This window comes from Paraburkholderia sp. FW306-02-B (genome assembly GCF_058782725.1).
This window is the reverse complement of the sequence record NZ_JBYSXZ010000002.1, coordinates 2972693-2995636: the sequence shown is the minus strand read 5'-3', so window position 1 is coordinate 2995636 and position 22944 is coordinate 2972693. Positions and strand designations below refer to the sequence as shown.

At 63.1% G+C, this 22944-nt stretch carries 16 protein-coding genes; 10 read left to right on the top strand and 6 right to left on the bottom strand.

The features are described from left to right. Window positions 1–11: 11 nt before the first annotated feature. The 8 genes from AC3WOG_RS34750 to AC3WOG_RS34715 all read left to right on the top strand — a co-directional run bounded on the left by AC3WOG_RS34750 (window position 12) and on the right by AC3WOG_RS34715 (window position 8802). Window positions 12–920: a DNA-methyltransferase gene (locus AC3WOG_RS34750; RefSeq protein ID WP_492582235.1), complete on the top strand. Its 909-nt coding sequence runs from the start codon at window positions 12–14 to the stop codon at window positions 918–920. A gap of 31 nt (window positions 921–951) precedes the next feature. Further along, window positions 952–1764: a tryptophan synthase subunit alpha gene (gene trpA / locus AC3WOG_RS34745; RefSeq protein ID WP_492582234.1), complete on the top strand. Its 813-nt coding sequence runs from the start codon at window positions 952–954 to the stop codon at window positions 1762–1764. An 80-nt stretch (window positions 1765–1844) separates the two neighbouring features. After that, window positions 1845–2717 carry an acetyl-CoA carboxylase, carboxyltransferase subunit beta gene (accD, locus tag AC3WOG_RS34740; RefSeq protein ID WP_492582233.1) on the top strand — a complete coding sequence of 291 codons (873 nt, stop codon included), beginning with the start codon at window positions 1845–1847 and terminating at the stop codon, window positions 2715–2717. Between the two features lie 193 nt (window positions 2718–2910). Next, window positions 2911–4221 carry a bifunctional tetrahydrofolate synthase/dihydrofolate synthase gene (gene folC / locus AC3WOG_RS34735; protein ID WP_492582232.1) on the top strand — a complete coding sequence of 437 codons (1311 nt, stop codon included), beginning with the start codon at window positions 2911–2913 and terminating at the stop codon, window positions 4219–4221. Between the two features lie 29 nt (window positions 4222–4250). Then, a complete protein-coding gene (locus tag AC3WOG_RS34730) occupies window positions 4251–5156 on the top strand; it encodes an SPOR domain-containing protein (RefSeq protein ID WP_492582231.1) in 906 nt (301 codons plus the stop codon). A 7-nt stretch (window positions 5157–5163) separates the two neighbouring features. After that, window positions 5164–5658 carry a CvpA family protein gene (locus AC3WOG_RS34725; protein ID WP_492582230.1) on the top strand — a complete coding sequence of 165 codons (495 nt, stop codon included), beginning with the start codon at window positions 5164–5166 and terminating at the stop codon, window positions 5656–5658. A 116-nt stretch (window positions 5659–5774) separates the two neighbouring features. Then, complete coding sequence (purF, locus tag AC3WOG_RS34720) at window positions 5775–7322, top strand: amidophosphoribosyltransferase (protein ID WP_492582229.1); 1548 nt, start codon at window positions 5775–5777, stop codon at window positions 7320–7322. Between the two features lie 289 nt (window positions 7323–7611). After that, entirely contained in the window at window positions 7612–8802 is a 1191-nt protein-coding gene (locus AC3WOG_RS34715; protein WP_492582228.1) for an O-succinylhomoserine sulfhydrylase, read from the top strand. 81 nt (window positions 8803–8883) lie between these two features. Here the strand turns inward: AC3WOG_RS34715 and AC3WOG_RS34710 are convergent, their stop codons facing one another. Next, window positions 8884–9663: a helix-turn-helix domain-containing protein gene (locus AC3WOG_RS34710; protein WP_492582227.1), complete on the bottom strand. Its 780-nt coding sequence runs from the start codon at window positions 9661–9663 to the stop codon at window positions 8884–8886. A 41-nt stretch (window positions 9664–9704) separates the two neighbouring features. Next, window positions 9705–10046, bottom strand: coding sequence for an FKBP-type peptidyl-prolyl cis-trans isomerase (locus AC3WOG_RS34705; protein ID WP_027803023.1), 342 nt, complete (start codon window positions 10044–10046; stop codon window positions 9705–9707). A gap of 188 nt (window positions 10047–10234) precedes the next feature. On the opposite strand from AC3WOG_RS34705, the gene AC3WOG_RS34700 reads away from it, so the two are divergent. Continuing rightward, entirely contained in the window at window positions 10235–11041 is an 807-nt protein-coding gene (locus AC3WOG_RS34700; RefSeq protein ID WP_492582226.1) for a sensor histidine kinase, read from the top strand. A 94-nt stretch (window positions 11042–11135) separates the two neighbouring features. Further along, window positions 11136–12479: a hemolysin family protein gene (locus AC3WOG_RS34695; protein WP_492582225.1), complete on the top strand. Its 1344-nt coding sequence runs from the start codon at window positions 11136–11138 to the stop codon at window positions 12477–12479. A gap of 1096 nt (window positions 12480–13575) precedes the next feature. Here the strand turns inward: AC3WOG_RS34695 and treY are convergent. The 4 genes from treY to glgX form a co-directional block, all read right to left on the bottom strand. Further along, window positions 13576–16434 (bottom strand): malto-oligosyltrehalose synthase, encoded by a 2859-nt coding sequence (gene treY / locus AC3WOG_RS34690; protein ID WP_492582224.1) that lies wholly within the window; start codon window positions 16432–16434, stop codon window positions 13576–13578. Continuing rightward, window positions 16431–18626, bottom strand: coding sequence for a 4-alpha-glucanotransferase (gene malQ, locus AC3WOG_RS34685; RefSeq protein WP_492582223.1), 2196 nt, complete (start codon window positions 18624–18626; stop codon window positions 16431–16433). The genes treY and malQ overlap by 4 nt, the downstream gene beginning before the upstream one ends. Further along, window positions 18623–20536 (bottom strand): malto-oligosyltrehalose trehalohydrolase, encoded by a 1914-nt coding sequence (gene treZ, locus AC3WOG_RS34680; RefSeq protein ID WP_492582222.1) that lies wholly within the window; start codon window positions 20534–20536, stop codon window positions 18623–18625. The genes malQ and treZ overlap by 4 nt, the downstream gene beginning before the upstream one ends. Window positions 20537–20640: 104 nt before the next feature. After that, window positions 20641–22860, bottom strand: a complete 2220-nt coding sequence (gene glgX, locus AC3WOG_RS34675; protein ID WP_492582221.1) for a glycogen debranching protein GlgX — start codon at window positions 22858–22860, stop codon at window positions 20641–20643. Between the last annotated feature and the right edge of the window lie 84 nt (window positions 22861–22944).

Genomic DNA, 22944 nt, shown 5'->3' with positions numbered 1-22944 from the left:
GCGCCGCGACGATGCGCGACGAGTTCGACGAGCCCCAGCCCGCGGTTGAAACCAACCCGGCCGCCGGCATCATGGCGGCCGAGGTGCCTGCATCTTTGTTACCGCAGGTACCTGCCGGCATCCAGCTGTTGAACCGCGATTTTCTGACCGATGTGGCGAACATCCCCGACCGGTCGATCGACCTGATCCTTTGCGATCCGCCTTACGGGCTCGGCAAGGATTATGGCAACGACTCCGACATGCGTTCAGGCGACGATTTTCTCGCCTGGACGCGCAGTTGGCTCGAGCGGGCCATTCCAAAGCTCAAGCCGTCGGGTTCGCTGTATATCTTCTGCACATGGCAGTACGCGCCGGAAATCTTCTGTTTCCTGAAGACGAAGCTCACGATGATCAACGAAATCATCTGGGACCGGCGCGTGCCGAGCATGGGCGGAACGGTGCGCCGTTTCACGTCGGTGCACGACAACATCGGCTTTTTCGCGGTATCGAAGGATTATTACTTCGATCTCGATCCCGTCCGCATCCCGTACGATGCCGTCACGAAGAAGGCGCGTTCGCGTAAGTTGTTCGAAGGAAGCAAGTGGCTGGAGCTTGGCTATAATCCGAAGGATGTCTGGTCGGTGTCGCGACTGCATCGGCAACACGCCGAACGCGTCGATCATCCGACCCAGAAGCCTCTGGAAATTGTCGAGCGTATGGTGCTGGCAAGTTGTCCGAAGGGCGGGCGCGTGCTCGATCCCTTCATGGGCAGCGGCACCACCGCAGTCGCTTGCGCCCGTCAGCAGCGCGAATTCGTCGGCTATGAGATCAATGAAAGTTACTGCGCGATAGCGCGCGAACGCGTCAGCGCGGCTGCGGCGGCTTCCGCTGTTGCCCGGCCGGTTGCAGCCGAAACTGAACGGCTAACCGAGGCGCAATAAGCGCGCAGTAGCCCAAATCCGAGAATATTCCATGTCCCGTATCAACAACACATTTGCTGCGCTGTCCGCACAAGGTAAGAAAGGGCTGATTCCGTTCATGACGGCCGGCGACCCGGACCCGGCTCGCACGGTCGAATTCATGCATGCGCTCGCCGCCGGCGGCGCCGACGTGATCGAACTTGGCGTGCCGTTTTCCGACCCGATGGCCGACGGTCCAGTGATCCAGCAATCGTCCGAGCGCGCTCTGGCGCAAGGCGTATCGCTGCGCCACGTCATCGCCGACGTCAAACGCTTCCGCGAAACCGATGACAAGACGCCGGTCGTGTTGATGGGCTACGCCAATCCGATCGAGCGCATGGGCACCGAAGCGTTTGCCAAGGCCGCGAAGGAAGCGGGCGTAGACGGCGTACTGGTGGTCGATTACCCGCCTGAAGAGTGTGCTGACTTCGCTGAACAGATGCGATCCGCCGGCATCGATCCGATATTTTTGCTTGCGCCCACCTCAACGGACGAGCGCATCGCGGAAGTCGGCAAAATCGCCAGCGGCTACGTTTATTATGTGTCGCTCAAAGGGGTGACCGGAGCGGCAAATCTGGACGTTTCCAGCATCGCGAGTAAAATCCCGGCCATCAAGTCGCGCGTACCCCTGCCGGTGGGCGTCGGTTTCGGCATCCGCGACGCGCAAACGGCGCGTGCGGTGGCCGAGGTTTCCGATGCCGTCGTGATCGGCAGCCGTATCGTGCAATTGCTCGAACAAGCCGCGCCCGACACCGCTGCCGAGACGCTGACGCGTTTCGTCGCCGAAGTGCGCGAGGCGCTGGACAGCGTTGCGACTGCCCGATAACAGTTATTTTTGTCTTCTGTAGTGTGAGCGGCGGGTTTGTCCCGCCGTTTGCGCAACCGTTGACCCCAGAAGGATTCAATATGAGCTGGCTCGATAAGCTGCTGCCGCCGAAAATCAAGCAAACCGATCCGAAGAACCGCAAGGGGATTCCGGAAGGCTTGTGGATCAAGTGCCCGTCGTGCGAAGCGGTGCTGTACCGCAACGACGTCGAGGCCAATCTGCATGTTTGCCCGAAATGCGACCATCACATGCGCATCGGCGCGCGTGAGCGGCTCGACGGCCTGCTCGATCCGGAAGGCCGCTATGAAATCGGCCAGGAAATCGTGCCGGTCGACGCGCTCAAGTTCAAAGACAGCCGCAAATACCCGGAGCGCCTGAAAGAGGCGATGGACGACACCGACGAAACCGACGCAATGGTCGTGATGGGCGGCGCAATCCACACGCTGCCCGTAGTGGTCGCGTGCTTCGAGTTCTCGTTTATGGGCGGCTCGATGGGTTCGGTCGTCGGCGAGCGTTTCGCGCGCGGCGCACAGAACGCGCTGGAACAGCAAGTGCCGTTCATCTGCTTCACCGCTTCGGGCGGTGCGCGGATGCAGGAAAGCTTGCTGTCGCTGATGCAAATGGCCAAGACCACGGCCATGCTGACCAGGCTGGCCGAAGCCAGGCTGCCGTTCATCTCGGTACTGACCGACCCGACCATGGGCGGCGTCTCGGCGAGTTTCGCCTTCCTCGGCGACGTGGTGATCGCGGAACCGAAGGCGCTGATCGGCTTTGCCGGCCCGCGCGTGATCGAACAAACCGTGCGCGAGAAACTGCCGGAAGGCTTCCAGCGCGCCGAGTTCCTGCTGACGAAGGGCGCGGTCGATATGATCGTCGACCGTCGCAAGCTGCGTGAAGAACTCGCGCAACTGATGGCGCTGCTGAGTCGCCAGCCGGCTGACGCGGTCGCGTAAGCGATAAGCGAAGCGGCTGTATCGATTCGCCAAAGCATTAATCAGCGCCGTGCCTTCGAAGCGCGGCGATTGTACGAAAAGCAGCCCAAAATAGCGCGCCGCGAGAGTCATCAAGCGGCGCGCTGTCATTTCCGGGATAATCACGGTCTCGTGACACCGCGACGGCTGCCCGCACTCCTACTCGTAGTTTTCGATGACCACATTCCCCACTCTCGACGCGTGGCTTACGCACCTTGAATCCGCGCATCCGGTCGGCATCGACATGGGTTTGGCTCGCATCTCCAAGGTACGCGACGCGATGCAGTTGTCGTTCGCGTGTCCGGTCATCACGGTCGGCGGCACGAACGGCAAGGGTTCGACCTGCGCGATCCTCGAATCGATTTTGCTGCGCGCCGGCTTCACGGTCGGCTGCCACACGTCGCCGCATTTGTTGTCGTTCAACGAGCGCGCGCGCGTGAATGGCGAAACCGCGAGCGATGCCGATCTGCTGCCGCACTTCGAAGCAGTTGAAGCCGCGCGCCTGAGCCTCGCTGAGCCGGTCACGCTGACGTATTTCGAATTCACGACGCTGGCGATCATGAGTCTGTTCGCTTCGCGCGGACTCGATGCGGCGATTTTCGAAGTGGGCCTCGGTGGCCGCCTGGACGCGGTCAACATCCTCGACACGGACTGCGCGATCATTACCAGCATCGATATCGATCACACCGATTATCTGGGCGACACGCGCGAGAAAATCGCCTTCGAAAAGGCCGGCATTTTCCGCGCGGGCAAACCGGCAATCTGCGCCGATCCGGTGCCGCCGCAAACGCTGATCGATTACGCCGAACAGATCGGCGCCGAACTGTGGCTATTCGGACGCGATTTCCGCTACGAAGGGCAGGCGGGCAGCGAGCGCCAGCAATGGAGCTATGTGGGCCCGACGATGCGCCGCTCGGCGCTCGCCTATCCGGCGCTGCGTGGCGCGAACCAGTTGATCAACACGTCGGCGGCGCTCGCCGCTCTCGAAGCGCTGCGCGACCGTTTGCCGGTTTCGGCGCAGGACATTCGGCTCGGCCTTGCCAACGTCGAATTGCCGGGGCGCTTCCAGGTGTTGCCCGGCAAGCCGGCCATCGTGCTCGATGTCGGGCACAATCCGCATGCCGCCGCCGTGCTTACGCAAAACCTCGGCAATATGGGCTTTTTCCCGTACACGTACGCCGTGTTCGGCGCGATGCGCGACAAGGATATTGCCGGCGTGTTGGCTCACCTGAAAGGCGAAATCGACCACTGGTGCGTAACCGATTTGCCGACGCCGCGTGCGGCTTCCGCCGAGGAGCTCGAAGCCGCATTGCGCGAGCAGGGCGTGAGCGACAGCGCCGATAGCAGTGTGACGCGCTACGCAACACCGGCAGAGGCTTTCCAAGACGCGCTAAAACGAGCGTCAGAGAATGATAGAATCGTGGTTTTCGGCAGTTTCTATACGGTAGCAGGCGTGATGGCCTACCGTAAATCGCAGCAACACTGAACGGGCGCCAGGCTCGAACCAAGCGATTCATGGGAATTTTCTCGTTCGGCAAGAAAGACGACACGCCCTCACGGCGTGGCGCAAATACCAATTCCACTCGTGCCGCCCGTGGCGAACGCGTGGAGCGGCGAACCCGCCGCACGGAGCGCGCCGTGGACGCCGATGCGATGCTGCTCGACCCCACGTTGCCTGAAAAGCAGCGTGCGCGGCGCCGGCTCGTTGGCGCGATCGCGTTGGTCGTCGCAGCGGTCGTCGTGCTGCCGATGGTGCTGGATTCGCATCCTAAGCCCGTCACCGACGACATCTCCATCGACATCCCGAGCCGCCCCGCGCCGAAGGCCAGCAAGGCCGACGAAGACACGCAGGCCGGCGTAGCACCTGACAATCCGGCGCCCGACTCGGCACTCGCCGCTTCCGGCCTTGCACCGGCTGCACCGGCGACGGCTGTCGCGCCAAGTCAATCCGGCGCCGCCAGGCAGCAGAGCGCGGCAACGAGCGCAGCGAAGCCCGCTGCCAAGCCGCAAGCGCCGGCCGTCGCGGCCAACACGGCTCCTGCGGCGCCGACGCCCGCCAAACCGGCGAAACCGCAGACCGCACATAGCGCCGCGAACGTTCCGGCCCCGAGCGAGGACAACACGAACAGCACCGCCGCAAGCGCGGACGCCGATTCCGGCACGCCCGCGTCGCCGCCCGGCAGCCGCTTCGCCGTGCAGCTCGGCGTGTTCCCGGACGACACCAGCGCGCGCAGTTGGGCAACCAAGTTGAAAGCAGCCGGCGTGCCCGCATATACCGAACGTCGGAAGCAGGCAGACGGCACGACCCGCACGCTTTTGCGCGCCGGTCCGTTCGCCGACCGTGCAGCGGCCAGCGCCGCGATTGCGAAGGTTCGCGAGGCCGGCTTGACGTCGGGCGCGAACAACGGCGCTGCACAGTAAGCGAGCGATGTTCACCGCCTTCGACTACGCTGTAATGGCGGTGATCGGTTTGTCGGCTTTGCGCGGCACATGGCGCGGCTTTTTGTCTGAGATATTCGGGTTGATCGGTTGGATCGCGGCGTTTTTCATTGCTTGCCGCTTTGTCGGTTACGTCGTGCCGTTTATTCCTGCCACGTGGCCGGGTGGCGCGTTGACCCAATGGCTGCTGGCGTTCGCGCTGGTGGTGATCGGCGTGGTGGTGGTGGCGAGCGTGCTGAATGCGCTGCTGAGCCGCATCGTGCAGGTATCGGGCTTGAGCGGCATAGACCGCTCGCTTGGTTTGATGTTCGGCCTCGTGCGCGGGGTTGTTCTGGTGCTGATTCTGGTCGCCCTGGCAGGCTTGACCGAACTGCCCCAACAGGAATTCTGGCGCAACGCACTGCTTCGACCCTATGCGGTCGACGGCGTGCACGTAATGAAACCGCTGCTTCCCGAGACGCTCGCTGCCTACGTCCGTGTGTGACGATCAGGCGGGTGATCAGAGGAAGCCCGCAGTATTCCGGCGCAATCCGGCTGCTTTTACGCTCCATCGCAGGCACCGGCCGCCGTTACGAATTTCGTACCTTTGAAGGACATGCCATGTGCGGCATCGTAGGCGTAGTTTCCCAATCCCCGGTCAATCAGCTGATCTATGACAGCCTGCTGCTCCTGCAGCACCGCGGTCAGGACGCCGCCGGCATCGCGACAGCGAACGGCAGCAATTTCCACATGCACAAGGCCAACGGCATGGTGCGCGACGTGTTCCGCACGCGCAACATGCGCAGCCTGCCCGGCAATACCGGCATCGGCCAGGTCCGTTACCCGACCGCCGGTTCGGCGTCGAGCGAAGAAGAAGCCCAGCCGTTCTACGTGAACGCGCCGTTCGGCATCATCCTCGCGCACAACGGCAACCTGACCAACTGGCAGCAGCTGAAAGATGAGATGTTCCGCATCGATCGCCGCCACATCAATACCAATTCCGACACCGAAGTGATGCTCAACGTGCTCGCGCACGAATTGCAGCTCTCCAGTTCGAGCCTGCAACTCGATCCGGCCGCGCTGTTCAACGCCGTGTCGGGCGTGCATCGCCGGGTGCGGGGTTCGTATGCGATCGTTTCGTTGATCGCCGGCTACGGTCTGCTTGCTTTCCGCGACCCGTTCGGCATTCGTCCGTTGTGCCTCGGCAAGCAGGAAACGCCGGAAGGCGTCGAGTGGATCCTGGCGTCGGAATCGGTCGCGATCGAAGGTATCGGTTTCGAGTTCGTGCGTGACGTGGCACCGGGCGAAGCGATTTTCATCGACCTCGACGGCAATCTGCACGCCCAGCAATGTGCGACGAATCCGAGCCTGAACCCGTGCATTTTCGAACTCGTGTACCTCGCGCGTCCGGATTCGGTACTCGACGGCGTGCCGGTCTACAACGTGCGTCTGCGCATGGGCGACTATCTCGCCGAGAAGATCAAACGCGAGTTGCCCGACGTCGCGATCGACGTCGTGATGCCGATTCCCGATTCGTCGCGTCCGGCCGCGATGCAGGTCGCCAAGAAGCTGGGCGTCGAGTATCGCGAAGGCTTCTTCAAGAACCGTTACGTGGGCCGGACCTTCATCATGCCGGGCCAGGCGATGCGCAAGAAGTCGGTGCGCCAGAAGCTGAACGCGATGGGCATCGAGTTCAAGGGCAAGAACGTGTTGATCGTCGACGATTCGATCGTGCGCGGCACTACCTCGCACGAAATCGTGCAGATGGCGCGTGACGCGGGCGCGAACAAGGTGATTTTCGCCTCGGCGGCGCCGCCGGTGAAGTTCCCGAACGTCTACGGTATCGATATGCCGACGCGCGGTGAACTCGTCGCCCACGGCCGTTCGGACGAAGAAGTCGCGCGCATGATCGGCGCCGACCATCTCGTTTATCAGGACGTCGACGCGTTGAAGCAGGCGGTGCGCGACATCAATCCGGCGCTGAAGGAATTCGAGGCTTCGTGCTTCGACGGCAACTACGTGACCGGCGATGTGACCACCGAATACCTCGACCGCATCGAAACCGCGCGTCTCGCGCCGTCCTCGCAATCGGATCGCGACGCCGCGAGCGAAGCGATCGACGGCGGCCCGGCACGCTCGCAACTGCATTTGCAATTGTCGGTGGGTTGAGCGGTCCCGCAACCGGCGTGGCGCGCTGCACGCCATGCCGCGAGCGTGTTAGCATGACGGCTTGCGTCGATTTGATCTCAGCTTGCGGACGCGGGGCGACCCGAAACAGCTAAAGCGAATGGTGGAAAAGCCGCAGTCATCCGCCTCCGCTCCAGCTTTCCCCCGCACATGAAGCCCGCTTATGCCGACGCAAAAGCGGGCTTTTTTGTTGCTGCCGTTTGGCGTTGCATGCTCGTCTCATGTGAGCCACGCCGGATGCAGCCATGGAACATTGGAAACCAGAACCAACATGGACGACTCCCTGAACTTCGATACGCTGGCAGTCCGCTCGGGCACAGTGCGCAGTGACTTCAACGAACATTCGGAAGCGATTTTCCTGACGTCGAGCTTCGTCTTCGCGAGTGCCGCGGATGCCGCCGAGCGCTTCAGGAATTCCGAAGACAATTACACCTACTCGCGCTTCACGAACCCGACCGTCTCGATGTTCCAGGACCGTCTGGCGGCGCTCGAAGGCGGCGAAGCGTGCATGGCTACAGCCTCGGGGATGGCCGCGATCATGTCGGTGGTGATGTCGGCGCTGCAGGCCGGCGACCATCTGGTCAGCTCGCAAGCCTTGTTCGGTTCGACACTCGGCATGTTCTCGCAGATCTTCAGCAAGTTCGGCATTACGACGACCTTCGTCGATCCGACCGATCTGGGCGCGTGGGAAAACGCCGTGCGACCCGAGACGAAGATGTTCTTCCTCGAAACGCCGTCGAATCCGCTGACCGAAGTCGCCGATATCGAAGCAATCAGCAAGATCGCCAAGGCGGCCAATGCGCTGTTCGTGGTCGACAACTGCTTCTGTAGCCCGGCCTTGCAGCAGCCGTTGAAGCTCGGTGCGGATGTCGTGATGCATTCGGCCACCAAGTTCCTCGACGGCCAGGGGCGTGTGCTCGGCGGCGCGCTGGTCGGCTCCAAGCAGTTCATCATGGAAAAGGTGTTTCCGTTCGTGCGCAGCGCCGGGCCGACGCTGTCCGCGTTCAACGCGTGGGTGCTGCTCAAAGGTATGGAAACGCTGTCGCTGCGGGTCGAAAAGCAGTCGGCGAACGCACTCGAAATCGCGCGCTGGCTGGAAACGCATCCGGCTGTGAATCGCGTGTTCTATCCGGGGCTCGAATCGCATCCGCAGCACGCGCTGGCGATGCGTCAGCAGAAGTCGGGCGGCGCGATCCTGTCGTTCGAACTGAAGGGCGATACGCCTGAGGCGATGCGCGCGAATGCCTGGCGCGTGATCGACAGTACGAAGATCTGCTCGATTACCGGCAACCTCGGCGATACGCGCACCACCATCACGCATCCGGCCACGACCACGCACGGCCGCGTGACGCCGGAAGCGCGTGCAGCGGCTGGCATTAGCGAAGGGTTGATCCGTCTGGCAGTGGGGCTGGAAAACGCCGGCGATATTCGCGGCGATCTGGAGCGTGGTTTGGCGGGTTAATCCGCTTTACCGGCTTTACCAGCTTTACCTGGAAGGGAAACGGAGGCCGCCTGGCGGCTCGCGTTGAAAACTCAGTGGCATTCAGTGGCGCAGCGCGCGCCACTGCCCGGGCGCCAGACCGAAACGCCGCGTAAAAGCGTGCGTGTAAGCGCTCTGATCGCCGAAACCGATCTCGAACGCGATGTCGGTCAACGAACGGCGCGGATCGGCGAGCAACGTAATCGACGTATCGAGCCTCAGCCGCTGCAAATAGCGATGCGGCGTTTCGCCAAAGGCGTCGATAAAAAGCTGATGAAAGCGCCGCATGCCGAAGCCGCAATGCGCGGCGAGGTCGGCGACACGCAGCGGCTCCGATAAATGCGTGCGCAGCCAGCGGTCGATGCGCGCGAAGTCGAGGCCGGCGCCGGGCGCTTGTGCGCCAGCCGTCATGCCTGCGTCGGCTACCAACGCTGCGCCTAAACGCGCCGCGGCGTCCCAATGAAAACGGCGGGTATCCAGATCGTCGCCCTGAGCGCCGCCTGCGGCATGCGCCGCAATCCGATGCACGAGTTGTGTGAGCGATGCATCCACCGTCACCGCCCGGGCGCGGTCGAACAGACGTTCCGGCACGGCCAGCGAGGTGGCCGGCAGATCCAGCACCAATTGCCGGTTCTCACCGACGCCCGCGTAATCGTGCCGCGCGCCGGCTGGAATGAGCCACGCGGAACCGGCGTCGATCTGTTGCGCGACGCCGTCTACCGCCATCACCATCGCGCCGTCGAGCCCGAGCACGACCTGATGAAAGTCGTGCACGTCCGACGCTTCGATCGCGCCGTAACGGCGCAACGAAACGCTAGGCGCGGTGACGGCTGCGTGATTCATTGCGATGCCCCAATTACAAGCAGCGACAAGCAGCGAAAAACTTAGACGCCGAGCAATTCGACTTCGAACACGAGCGTCGCATTCGGCGGAATTACGCCGCCCGCGCCGCGCACGCCGTAGCCGAGTTGCGGCGGAATCGTCAGCTTGCGCGTGCCGCCGACCTTCATGCCCTGCACGCCTTCGTCCCAACCCTTGATGACCATGCCGCCGCCCAGCACGAAGGCGAACGGGTCATTGCGGTCCTTGCTCGAGTCGAACTTCTGGCCATCGGTCAGCCAGCCGGTGTAGTGCACGCTGACGGTCTTGCCGGCAACCGCTTCGGCGCCGGTGCCTTCAACGATGTCTTCGTATTTCAGGCCGGATTCGGTAGTCACAGTCGACATGAGTCGCTCCTTAGGTCAAGTCGTAAAAACCGACATTGTAGGCGCGTTGGCGATGCGTCGCCGAGGATTGCCGCGTGGCATGCGGTTTGCGGCCATGTTGGTCGTCCGGGCAGGGTGGTTGCGCCGGGCAGCATGCCTATAATGGGGCTTCTTTTAACAATTCATATACCGCCTGAGAGGGCTTGATCGTGACAACCTCTTCCATCGGAGCCGACGGCGGCCAGCCGGTTCGTCCCGGTTTCGCCGTATCCGAACGCACCGCGCGTCTGCGGGCGGAGACCGCGCTGTTCATGCGCGACCACGTGCTGTCGCTGGTGTCGCACGATCTGCGCGGTCCGCTGAATGCCATCCATAGCTGGGCGTACGTGCTTGAACGCAAGCTCGATGCGAACGACCCCAACTCGCAGCGCGCCGTGAGCGGCATTCGCAGTGGCGTGGACCAGCAAGTGAAGCTGCTCGAGACGATCGTCGACGCGACGCGCGCCGAAACCAAAACGCTGGCGCTCGCTTATGCGCCGTTTCCGCTACATCCTTTACTCGACGAAACGGTCGAAGAAGTCCGCTCGGGATTGGCCCGCTCGCGCGGCGTCGAGATCGCAGTCGACTCGCAACCGGCTACCGAGCAACTCAACGGCGACCGGGAGCGCCTTGCCGCCGCCTTGTGGCTGATGCTTACCTTCGCCGTCGAAGCGAGCGCGGAGGGCGCGACCGTCACGCTGGCCGCACGCGCGGACGCCGCCACGTGGCACGCTACCGTCACCTTCAGCGTGACAGCCGCCGCGCTGGACGATCCTTCGTTGCCGCATGTGCTTGAAGCGTTTGCCTGCAAACAGGCGCGCGAACCGCGCGAAGCCAAACGGATCGCGTGGGTGTTCGCGCTGTGCAAGCGCGTCGCGGAGGCCCACGGCGGCAGTTTCGAGCAAAGCGACACACAAGACGCTGAAGCGGGCACGCTCGCGCTGCATGTGCCGCTCAGCGCGACGGCAACCGCGTGAGCGCCGGGCGTCGCGGCGTTTTCCCGCGCGCGATTAACTTTCGCCGAGCTTTCGCCCTCTATACTGACAACTTTTGTTGCCGGAGCCTTCCGCTTTGATCCAGGTTGTCGCCCTTATTGGTGCGTTGTTTCTCGTTGCCCTCAACGGTTTTTTTGTCGCCGCCGAATTCGGTCTGGTCAAGCTGCGGCAGACGCGCGTGCAAAGCCTTGCCACCCAGCACGGCATGCGCGGACGTCTGCTGGCGAAGGTGCATGGCCGACTCGACGCGTATCTATCTGCCTGTCAGCTCGGCATCACGCTGGCGTCGCTCGGACTGGGCTGGATCGGAGAGCCGGCGTTCGCGCAACTGCTTACGCCGCTCTTCAGTTTGCTTGGCGTGGAGTCGGAGAATCTGATCCACGGCATTTCGCTGTTCTTTGCGTTCTCGTGCATTTCGTTCCTGCATATCGTGGTCGGCGAACTGGCGCCGAAGTCGCTGGCCATTCGCGAAGCGGAGAAGGTTTCGCTGTGGGCCGCCACGCCGCTCTACGGCTTTTACTGGACGATGTATCCGGCGATCTGGGTGCTCAATACCAGCGCCAACGCGGTGCTGCGGCTCGCGGGACTCGCGGCGGATCACGGCCACGACTCGCACTATTCGACCGACGAACTCAAGCTGATCTTGCGCGGCCGCCATGCAAACGTGGCGACGGGACTCGGTTCGCCGGACGGCGCATACAGCCAGGACGAATGGAACACGATCGCGCATTCGCTGGATTTCTCGCGCATGACCGTGTCCGATCTGATGCGGCCGCCTTATGAAATGGTTGGCTTGCGGCGCGATTTGCCGTTGCGCGAGAACATGCAGGTGGTGGCGCGGCATCGCTTCAGCCGCTATCCGTTGTTCGAAGATGCTGCTGGGGAGCGCGTGGCCGGCATGATTCATTTGAAGGATCTGCTGCTGGCGCGTCATGCGGGCAGTACGCTCGACGATCTTTCCAAATACGTTCGGCCTGTGCAGTACGTCAAACCGGATATGCCGGCGCTCGAACTGTTTCGCCGCTTTCGGAAGGGCGCGCCGCATTTCGCGCTGGTCGGTCACAAGAACTCGAAGCCGATTGGTTTTCTGACGCTGGACAATCTGCTTGGCGCGCTGGTTGGGCAGATTCACGACGAATTCCGTCAAGGCGACGCTGACTGGTCCCGTATGGACGACGGGACGTTGATGGGCAAGGGTAGTTTGCCGGTGGTGTCGCTGGAACGCGCGTTGGGGATCGATATTGACGAGGGCAAGGCTGAATCGGTCGGCGGTCTCGTGATTCAAGCGCTCAATGATTTGCCCACTGAGGGGCAGAGGATTGAGTTTGATCGTTTTGACGTCGTCGTCAAGAAAATGAAGGGACCTCGGATTGTGCTCGTGAGGGTTTATCCGAAGGTTTTTGATGATGAAGGAGGGTGATGGGGGGTTTTGCCTTTGGCGGCGGCATGGGTTATATGCCTACGGCGTTGGGTTTCCTTGCTTTGTTTGCCTTTCGCGGCGCTTTTGGCTGTGTGTCTATGGCGTTGCCTTTCCTTGTTTTGTTATTGGTTTATTAGCGTTCCCCCTGTGCGGGGGAGCACCTACTTTTCTTTGCCTGCCGCAAAGAAAAGTAGGCAAAAGAAAGCGGCTTTACACCGCCAGCTCTTAAGCGGGTCCCCTGGCTCGGAGGAGGTAGTGGCGCATCTGGAATCGGTGTTCCCGCACACTCCGCGCTGGTGACAAGGCAGTCATGCTTCCGGCGGCGCTATGCGCGCCGCGGCGGTACTTCCCAACACCGATAGTAGAGTTGTGCCTCCGGCATCATCCTTCCCGCCTCGCACTGCGTGCTCGCCGGAACGGTTTGCCAAGGAAACCAGGGGCTTCGTTTGCGCACGGTGAGGGCCATCGGTTTCGCCTCGGCGAGGCGCCCACGTGTGCGAGTGCGAGCTACCACGCCGAGTGAGACGCTAGCGCCTCGGCAAGGCATGGGGGACGTGAGTGCAAGCCACCGCAGTCACCGAAAAAGTGCCGAACGAAACGCAGCCGCGCGCTACGCTAACGCAGCAAACACAAGACATGACGCTTGAACAACCACAGGCGCCGGAAGCGTCCAACGGACCCGACGGTTTTGTGAAGTACCGCTGCGGCGCGCGCAGCGCCGCCGGAAGTATGACGGCTTTGTCACAGGCGCGGAGTGTGCGGGAACACCGATTCCAGATGCTCCACTACCTCCTCCAAGCCAGGGGACCGCTTAAGTGCTGGCGGTGTAAAGCCGTTTTCTTTTGCCTACTTTTCTTTGCGGCAGGCAAAGAAAAGTAGGTGCCCCCCGCACAGGGGGAACGCTAATAAACCAATAAGAAAACAAGGAAAGGCAACGCCGCAGGCACACAGACATAAAGCGCCGCGAAAGGCAAACAAAGCAAGAAAACCCAACGCCGTAGGCACACAGACATAAAGCACCGCGCAGGGCAAAAAAAAAACCAAAAAAGCCACCGCCGCAGGCGCACAACCAATGCCGCCGCCAAAGGCAAAAAACCTAAACCTTTGGTACTCCATCCTCCACCATCACAGCAACCGGCATCGCCCCCAACGCATCGCGTAAAAACAGCAATCCATTTTCATCGACCTTAGGCGCCGCCGGACTCAACCAGTCAAACAAAGCACGTCCAGTCAGATCAGCTGGCATCTCAACCGCCGTATCGCCCCATCTGACCACATCGACCAAAGGCAAATCACCGGTCTCACCGAGCAATCCAGCAGCAAGCCGGCTGGCCACAACAACAGCCCATGCATTTCCATGCCGCCGCGCAAACGCAATCACATTCGACGCATGCGCACCGCGCACCACAAGCGGCAAATAGGTACTCTGACTCAGCAATTCCGGCAAATGCGCACGCAACGCCAGCACGCGTTGCACCACCGCGAGCTTCACGCGCCCATCGCGCCAACCCGGCAAAAATTCCGACGGCGGCATCTGCACAAGCAATGCCTCACGCTTTGCAAAATCGACCGGCCGGCGATTGTCGGGATCGACCAGGCTAAAGTCCCACAACTCAGTACCCTGATAAAGATCGGGAATCCCCGGCGACGCCAATCGCAACACCGTCTGCTGCAAGCTATTGAGCGCGCCAGCTCGGCCAATGCGCGTGACGAACGCGGACAACTCGCGCAAAAACCCATCGCGCCGCTGCGGCGCCAGGATATCGAACAGGAAGTCGCGACAGCCGGCCTCATACGCTTCGTCGGGCGCGAGCCAGTTGGTTTGCAGCTTCGCTTCGCGCAGCGCCTTCAACTGCCATTGCGCGACGCGCTCGGCTAGTGCCCTGACGCCGGCTTCATCGTCCGGCGATAAATCGGGTGGCCAGCAGCCCACCAGCGTCTGATACAGCATTGCTTCGGCCGCGGGGCCGGGCGCCCAGTCATAGCTCGCGTCCTTGTTGACGCTGCTGATCGGCTTGCCGTCGAGCGCACGGCGATGCGGTGTGTTCAATGTCGACCAGGCGCGCAACGTCGCGCTCCAGTCGTGCGCGATCTCGCTCAATACCGCGAGCCGCGCGCGTACGTCTTCGCCACGTTTGTGGTCGTGCGTGGCAGTGGCGAGCATCGCGTGAGGAAAACGCTGTGAGCGCTCCAGGTTCCCCGCATGAAACTGCTCGACCGACAACGCGAATTCGCCCGGGTCCGAGCCGACTTCGTTGCGCGACAGCAGACGGCCATAGCGATAGCACGCGGTGTCTTCAATCGCCTTCGCGGCGACCGGCGCGGTCAGTTGCGAAAACAGCGTCTGCGCGGTGCGCCGCGCGGACCCCGCATGGCTCGGCGGCGCGCCGTTCTGGCCTTGCTGAGGCGGTGCGCTAGCCCGTGCATTCGGCATTTCTTCGGCGCTGCCGCCGAGCCAAGCGTTGACGCGTTCGAGCACGACATGGTCCGCACGCGAAAGCGTTTCTTTCGCGCCCGCCAGCGCCTGTTCGAAATAGACGTTATCGGTGGCGTTGCGCAGCCCGTTCTGCGGATAGATCCGATACACCGGGAAATGCACGATCAGCTCGGTCAACACGCGCCGCAGCGCGGTGAAGGTGAAGTCGCGCGTCGTCAGCGAATCGCGGGCGATGCGATGCAATGCACGCGCCGCGCGGTCCAGTTCCGCCGGCAGGTTTTCCGTGAGGATCTTGCGGCGCGCAGCCAATGCTTCGTCCGCAAAGCGCGCACTGCGGCCGGTAAATTCGGCCCACGTCGCCGCGAGCGGCTCGGCGCCGGCCGGATCGTGAAGCAGTGCGCCCACGTCGCGCATGAAATCGTAGCCGGTCGTGCCGTCCACCGGCCAATCGTCGCGCAACGGTTCGCCGCGGCCCAGAATCTTTTCGACGACCACGTACGGCGCCGTGTCGCGCAATTCGGTGAGGCGCTGCCGCAGGCGCTGACAGTATTCGCGCGGCTCAGCGAGGCCGTCGATGTGATCGATCCGCAAACCATCCACCACGCCTTCCTGGTACAGACGGAAAACCAGCGCGTGCACGGCATCGAACACGTCGGGCCGTTCTACTCGCACACCGGCTAGCGTGGAAATGTCGAAGAAGCGCCGCCAGTTCACTTCATCGGACGCGGTGCGCCACCACGCAAGGCGGAAGTGCTGCCGTTCAAGCAACCGATGCAAGCGGTCACGCGCGGCCGGATCGCCCGGCGCATACGTTGCCAGCGCGATCTCGATCGCCGAGGCGCCGTTCTGCGCGACGAACTCGCGCAGCATGTCGCGTCCTTCGGCGGCGCGGGGCTGATCGGCAGGCTGCGTCGTCAGACCCTGGAAGCGTTCGGCCAGCGCAGCGAGATCGGGGCGCTCGGCGCTTTGCAGGATCGACGCGTAATCGATCGGGCACACCGGGAACACATGCGGTCCGTAGCCGATATAAAAGCGCCCGGTATCGGCGGCGAAATGCAGCGCAATGCGGCCCGCCGCGAGTTCCTCGCCGTACGGTGCGCCGAGCGTCGGCGCCAGCACCTTGCCGCGCAAAGCCGGATCGGGCGAATGCCAATCGACGTCGAAATGCCGTGCATACGCGCTGTGCCGGCCCCATTCGAGGATATCGAGCCACCACGCGTTGCTCGAACCGCCCACACCCATATGGTTCGGCACCACGTCGACGATCAGTCCCATGTTGCGCGCGCGCAGCGTGTCGACGAGGCGCTTCAATCCGGCCTCGCCGCCGCATTCGGCGCTGACCTGGGTGTAGTCGACGGTGTCGTAGCCGTGCATCGAGCCCGGCTCGGCAGTCGTGACGGGCGACGCGTACAGATGGCTAATGCCGAGCGCGGCGAAATAGTCGACGTGCTTCGCGGCATCGTCGAAGGTGAAGCCTCGATGAAACTGGAGGCGAAGCGTGGAGCGCGGGACGGTCATGGCGTATCAGGCTCCGAAGAAGCGTTAGTAGCGGAACGGTTCGCGGCGCTGCGTGCGCGGTCGACCGCCAGCAGCCGATCGCAAAACGTCGCGTCCTCGAATAGCGCGTCGATCGGCAAGCTCACGCGGCGGCGCCAGTTCGGATGCTCGTCGATCGAGCCGGGCAGGTTCGGCTGCTCGACTTGCGCGAGCAGATCTTCGAGCGGGTAAGTCACGAGCGGCCCAGGCGTTGCGGCGATGAAGGCCAGCGCTTCGTCCACGGGCGCGTTGTCGGGCGGCGGAGCAGCGACGTCCGGCGCGGCCACGCCGGCTTGCTGGAACGACACCCAGAGGGCGGCGCGATCGTCGGCGCGTTCATCCTGTGCGACCGCTACCGGGTCGCGGCCATCGGCGCGCGCCATCGTCTGGCCGATCCGGTTGCGCCACGTGATATCGCTGCCGCGCCACCAGCCTGCTACGGTCGGCAGGTCGTGTGTCGTCGTGGTGCCTACTGCATTGCGGTCCCACGCGTGCGGCGGCTTGAAACCCTTGCCGTCTCCCGAACGCTCGAACCACAGCACGCGAATCCCGGCGATGCCGTGCTCGTCGAGCCGCTCGCGAAAACCGGGCGGCACGGTGCCGAGATCCTCGCCGATCACGATCGCGCGATGCCGCCACGATTCGAGCGCGATCAGCCGCAGCAGGTCTTCGAGCGGATAGCGCAGGTAGGCGCCGTTGCGCGCGCTTTCGCCTTCCGGCACGAGCCACAAACGCCGCAGGCCGAGAATATGATCGATGCGGATGCCGCCCGCATGGGCGAACGCGGCGCGCAGCATGTCGATGAACGCGGAGAAGCCCTGCGTGCGCATCGCGCGCGGCGAGAAGGTGGTGAGGCCCCATGCCTGTCCCGCCTGGTTGAACAGATCAGGCGGCGCGCCGACTGAAATGCCTTGCAGCATGTCGTCGCGATACGACCATGCATGGCTGCCGGCGCTGTCGCAACCTACCGCGAGGTCGGCGATCAAGCCGACGGCCATGCCGGCGTCGCACGCCGCGTGCTGTGCGTGCGACAAGCCCTTGGCAGCGAGCCATTGCAGGAAGAGATGAAAATCGACTTCATGACGATTGGCGTCGGCGAATGCTTCGACTTCCGGGCTGCGTGGGTCGCGCAACGCTTCGGGCCAGTTGCGCCAGTGACCGTTGCCGCCCGCCTGCGCGAGTTGCGCCGCCTGCAATGCTTCGAAGCGCGCGTGGTCTTCGAGCGCACGGCCGGCGCGTTCGCAGAAGCCGTGAAATTCCAGTGCGCGCGGCGTGTGCTGCGCGCGTTCTGCAGAGCAGAAGTTTTCGTATAGCGCGCGCAATACCTTCAGCTTCAACACGACCGCATTCGGCCACTCGATCAGCGGCAAGTTTTCGAGCCTGGACCATGCATCGGCCGCTTGCGCGGCGTCGAGCGCGGCGCGTGCGGCATCCGCGCCGAACACCGCGGCGGGATCGATATGCGTGACGTTCAGCCATAAACGCGACGACGGCGAATACGGACTGAAGCGATTCGGCTCCGCGCTGAACATCGCATGCGTCGGACTGACGGCGAGCGCATGCGCGCCACGCTTCGCGCTTTCGATCGCCAGCTGCGCGAGCGCCGAATAATCGCCGATGCCGCCATCGCCCGCGCGGCGCAAGCCGTATAGCTGCGCCGCGATGCTCCACAGCAGCGGCGGTTGCGCTGAGTCGCCGTGCAGCGTGCGCCACGCATCGGCGACGGTGTAGCAGCGCGACGGCGCGACGGCCAGCGTCATGCGTTGCTCATTGATCACGAGCGTGTGATAGCCGGGTTCGCTGATCGGCGCGAGCAAGGCCTCTTCGCCTTTGGGCGCGGTAAAGCGGCCGTCGATGATCGAGCCGCTTTCGAGTTCGATCCGATAGTGGCTATCGGACTTGATCGCCGTGGCAGGCAACGCGATGCCGCGCTCGACCTCGGCGGTCATCAGCGGCGGCAATTTGCGGCCGGACAGTTCGGCTTCGAGCGCGGCGGCGCTTTGACGAATCTGCGTCGCGTTACCGCACGGCAAACCCATCTGTTCGAGCAGCACGGCGAGCGTATGCTCGGGCACGTGCCGCGTCGCGTAGTGCGCGTCCCGCCACTCCACCTCGAAGCCGGCGCGCTTGGCGAGGGTCGTGATCGTATCGTTCGGGTGTCGGGTAGGGCTCACGCGTTGCGCTCCTGAATACCTGCGACGCGGGCGTCGTGACCGATCGCATAGTCGCTGACATCGCCGGTCAGCCATGCGACGAACGCATGCGAGGGCAATACCTTGGCGTCGATCTGTTCGCGTACGCGCGGCGGCGTTTCGAAAATCACTTTGCCGGCGGGGACATCGGCGAACGGCACGCTGTCTTTCGATAGATTCAACGCGATCGACAAAGTCTCGCCGTCGCCGAGTTTCCAGCGCGCGATCAGCGCATTGGCGTCAGCGCCGTGTTCCGCTGTCAGCACCATCGCGCCGAGCGCTTTCGAGTGCTTCAGGCGCGGCGTGATCAGTTTCGCCCGCACAGCGAGCGCAGATTTATAGAAGTGCATCCATTCGAGGCGGTCTTTTACGTTTTCCTGTGCGCTCGCCTCAGCAGACGCAGGCGACGACGCAGCAAACGTCTTCACATCGTTCGGATCGGGAATCTGCGCGCGACGCTTTTCGTCGCTGAACGACGAAAAGCGTGCGAACTCGCGGCGGCGTCCTTCACGCACGGCCTCGGCGAGCTCGCCGGTGTAGTCGGTGAAAAACAGGAACGGCTGGGTCGAGCCGTATTCCTCGTCCATGAACAGCAACGGGATTTGCGGCGATAACAGCAACAGACCGGTCACGGCGCGCAGCGCATCGTCGGATGTCAGTTTGCGCAGACGCTCGCCGAACGCGCGATTGCCGATCTGGTCGTGATTCTGCAAGAACATCACGAACGAGGTCGGCGACAGATGCTTGCTCGGCTCGCCACGCGGCGCACCGTTATGAATCGGCGACGGGTCGCCCTGATACGCAAAGCCTTCCGACAGCACACGCGCCAATCTGCGGATCGACTGGTCCTCATAGGCGTGGTAGTAGCCTTCGGTTTCGCCGGTCAGCAGCACGTGCAACGCGTTGTGCGCGTCGTCGTTCCATTGTGCGTCGAAATGCGTTTCCAGCAGGCTCGCGCTGTTGTGTTCGTTTTCCAGCACCAGATGCACATGGCGCCCGTGCTGCACCTTTGCGCGAATATGATCGGACAATTCGCGCAGCCACGCGTGATTGTCGATTGCATGCACCGCGTCGAAACGCAGGCCGTCGACACGATATTCATTGAGCCAGTACACCGCGTTGTCGGTGAAGAAATCGCTGACTTCGGCGCGCTCGAAGTCGATCGCCGGGCCCCATGGCGTGTGCGTGCCTTCGCGGAAAAACGATCGCGCGTATTCGTGCAGATAGTTGCCGTCAGGACCGAAGTGGTTGTAGACCACGTCGAGAAACACCATCAGGCCGAGGCCGTGCGCCGCGTCGATCAGTGCTTTCAGTTGTTCGGGGCGGCCGTAAGCGGAATCCGGCGCATACGGCAGCACGCCGTCATAGCCCCAGTTGCGCGTGCCGGGAAAATCGTTCAACGGCATCAGCTCGATGGCGGTCACGCCGAGCGCGACGAGCGCCGGCAAACGCTTCTGCACGCCCGCATAGCCGCCTAGCGCGCCGACATGCAGTTCGTACAGCACTGTCTCTTCCCATGGCCGGCCATGCCAGTGCGTGTTGTCCCAGCGGTAAGCGCGCGGGTCGATCACTTCGCTCGGACCATGCACGTCTTGCGGCTGGAAGCGCGACGACGGATCGGGCACCGCAAGTGCGCCGTCGAGCCGGAATCGGTAGAGCGCGCCCGCGCCGCAATCGGCGCTTGCTTCGAACCAGCCGTTGCCGGCGGGCGTCATGTCGTGCGCGCCTTGCGCCGGTCCGTTTTCGATTTCCACCTGCACTGTTTTGCACGAAGGCGCCCAGAAGCGAAACCGGGTACGCGGTTTCGTCCCCGATGCGCCCAACAACTGTGCGCCGAACGGCAGACAATGCGCGTGGTGATGCGCGTGAGGATCAATCGGACTTTCGGACATGATTCGCCACCATTCGGTTTTGCCTTCGAGCCGTGCCTGACGTCTCCAACGCGTCGCGACGCGGCCGCTTTACTGTGTTGCTCGTGTTGCCATGCACGCACCGCTTACGTGCTCGGCGACGTGTCGTCGCCCGGTTGCTGCGCACCCGGATCGGGCGGTAGCGCAGTCAGGAGCCGCGGCCCGTGTTGCGGGCCGGCCTTCCAGCCCGCCTGCCAATCCGCCTCGCCGACCGGCTGCGCCGCCAGCATCACGATGCTATGCGCGGCCACTTCGACCTCCGGCACCGCCAACCGATGCGGCGCGCTTTCCGGGTCGGCGGTATCTAACAGCACATGCCATTCCAGGTGCGGGGCGGGAGGCGTAAAACGTAGCATTTCCGCCGACGCGTTGAGCATCATCAACAATACTTCCGTTTCGCCGTTCAAGCCTGGACCGGCGCGTCGCAGTGTGAACGCGCGGCCTTCCGGGTCCTGCCACGCTTCGATAGTCAGCGGATCGCCGTTTTCGTCGAACCAGCCGACATCGAACAGGCCCGGCAACACTTCGCGGTCGCCGAACAGAAAGCGCGTCTCGCGCAGCAGCGGATGCTGTTTGCGCAGCGCGATCACCCGCGCGACGAACTCGGTCATCCTGCGGCCTTCCGGTGCTTGCGCGCGCTCCCAGTCGAGCCATGATAGTTCGTTATCCTGGCAGTACGCATTGTTGTTGCCGTTCTGCGTGCGCAGCGATTCGTCGCCCGCCAGCAACATCGGCGTGCCGAGTGCCATTAGCAGTGTGGTGGTCAGCGAACGGGTCACGCGCGCGCGGGTTTCGAGAATCTGCGGATCGTCGGTCGGACCTTCGGCACCCCAATTGCGGCTGCAATTTTCGTTGTGGCCGTCGTTGTTGTCTTCGAGATTCGCCTCGTTGTGCTTGTGCTCGTACGCGGTGATGTCGGCTAGCGTAAAACCGTCGTGCGACGCGACAAAGTTGACCGATGCCCACGGTTTCCTGAAGCGCCGGTTGAACAGATCGGCCGAACCGGTCAGACGCGCGGCAAGGTCGGGCCGCAAGCCGGCGTCGCCGCGCCAGAAACGGCGCACGGTGTCCCGGAAACGGTCGTTCCATTCTGCGAATCCCGGCGGATGATTGCCGAGCTGATAGCCGCCCGGGCCGATGTCCCACGGCTCGGAAATCAGCTTGCGCTGCGACAGGATCGGGTCCTGGCGCAACGCGTCGAAAAAACCGGAGCCGGGATCGAAGCCGTGTTGTTCGCGGCCGAGCGTCACGCCGAGATCGAAACGGAAGCCGTCGATGTTGAACGCGGTCGACCAGTAGCGCAGCGAATCCATCACCATTTGCAGCACGCGCGGATGCGCCAGATTCACCGTGTTGCCGCAGCCGGTGTCGTTGATATGGTGGCGTTCGTCGCCGGGAATCACGCGGTAGTAGCTGGCGTTGTCGAGGCCGCGCCACGACACGGTCGGCCCCATTTCATTGCCTTCGCAGGTGTGGTTGTAGACCACGTCGAGAATCACTTCGATGCCGGCCGCGTGCAACTGGCGCACTGCGATGCGCATTTCGTCGAGCCGATGCGTACTCAGATACGACGGCGCCGGTGCAAAAAACGCCGCGGTGTTGTAACCCCAGTAGTTGCGCAGGCCGCGCTCCACCAGAAAGCGGTCGTTCAGAAACGCGTGGACCGGCAGCAATTCGATCGCGGTGACGCCGAGCTTCTGCAAATGCTCGATAAATTCCGGCGAAGCCAGTGTGGCGAACGTACCGCGTTCGTGCTGGCGCAAATCGGCGCGCAGCATCGACGCACCGCGCACATGCGTCTCGTAGACGATGGTTTCGCCCCACGGCACATTCGGGCGCCTGTCGTGCGACCAGTCGAACGCTTCGTCGACCACGACGCACTTCGGCATGGCCGGGGCCGAATCGCGCCTGTCGATGGAAAGATCCGCGCGATTCGAATGCACGCGATAGCTGAACAGCGCATCGGACCAGCGAAATTGCCCAACCAGCTTGCGCGCGTACGGATCGAGCAGCAGCTTGTGCGGATTGAAACGATGACCGTGCTGTGGCTGATACGGACCATGCGCGCGAAACCCATATGCCGTGCCCGGATGCGCGTTCGGCAGATAGCCATGCCAGACTTCGTCGGTGCATTCGGGCAGCATGAAACGCCGGATTTCCTTGCGACCGGTGGGGTCGAACAGGCAAAGCTCGATTTTCTGCGCGTTCGCCGAGAACACCGCAAAGTTGACGCCGAGGCCGTCCCAGCTGGCGCCGAGCGGATAGGGTGAACCGGGCAGAAGCCGGTCGGGCATTGCATGCGACATGATTCCCCTTCCTTGTTCTGATTTATGGACGCGATCGTGGGTCTTCATGCAACGAGCGCGCGGCGCATGCGCCGCGCGCTCGCG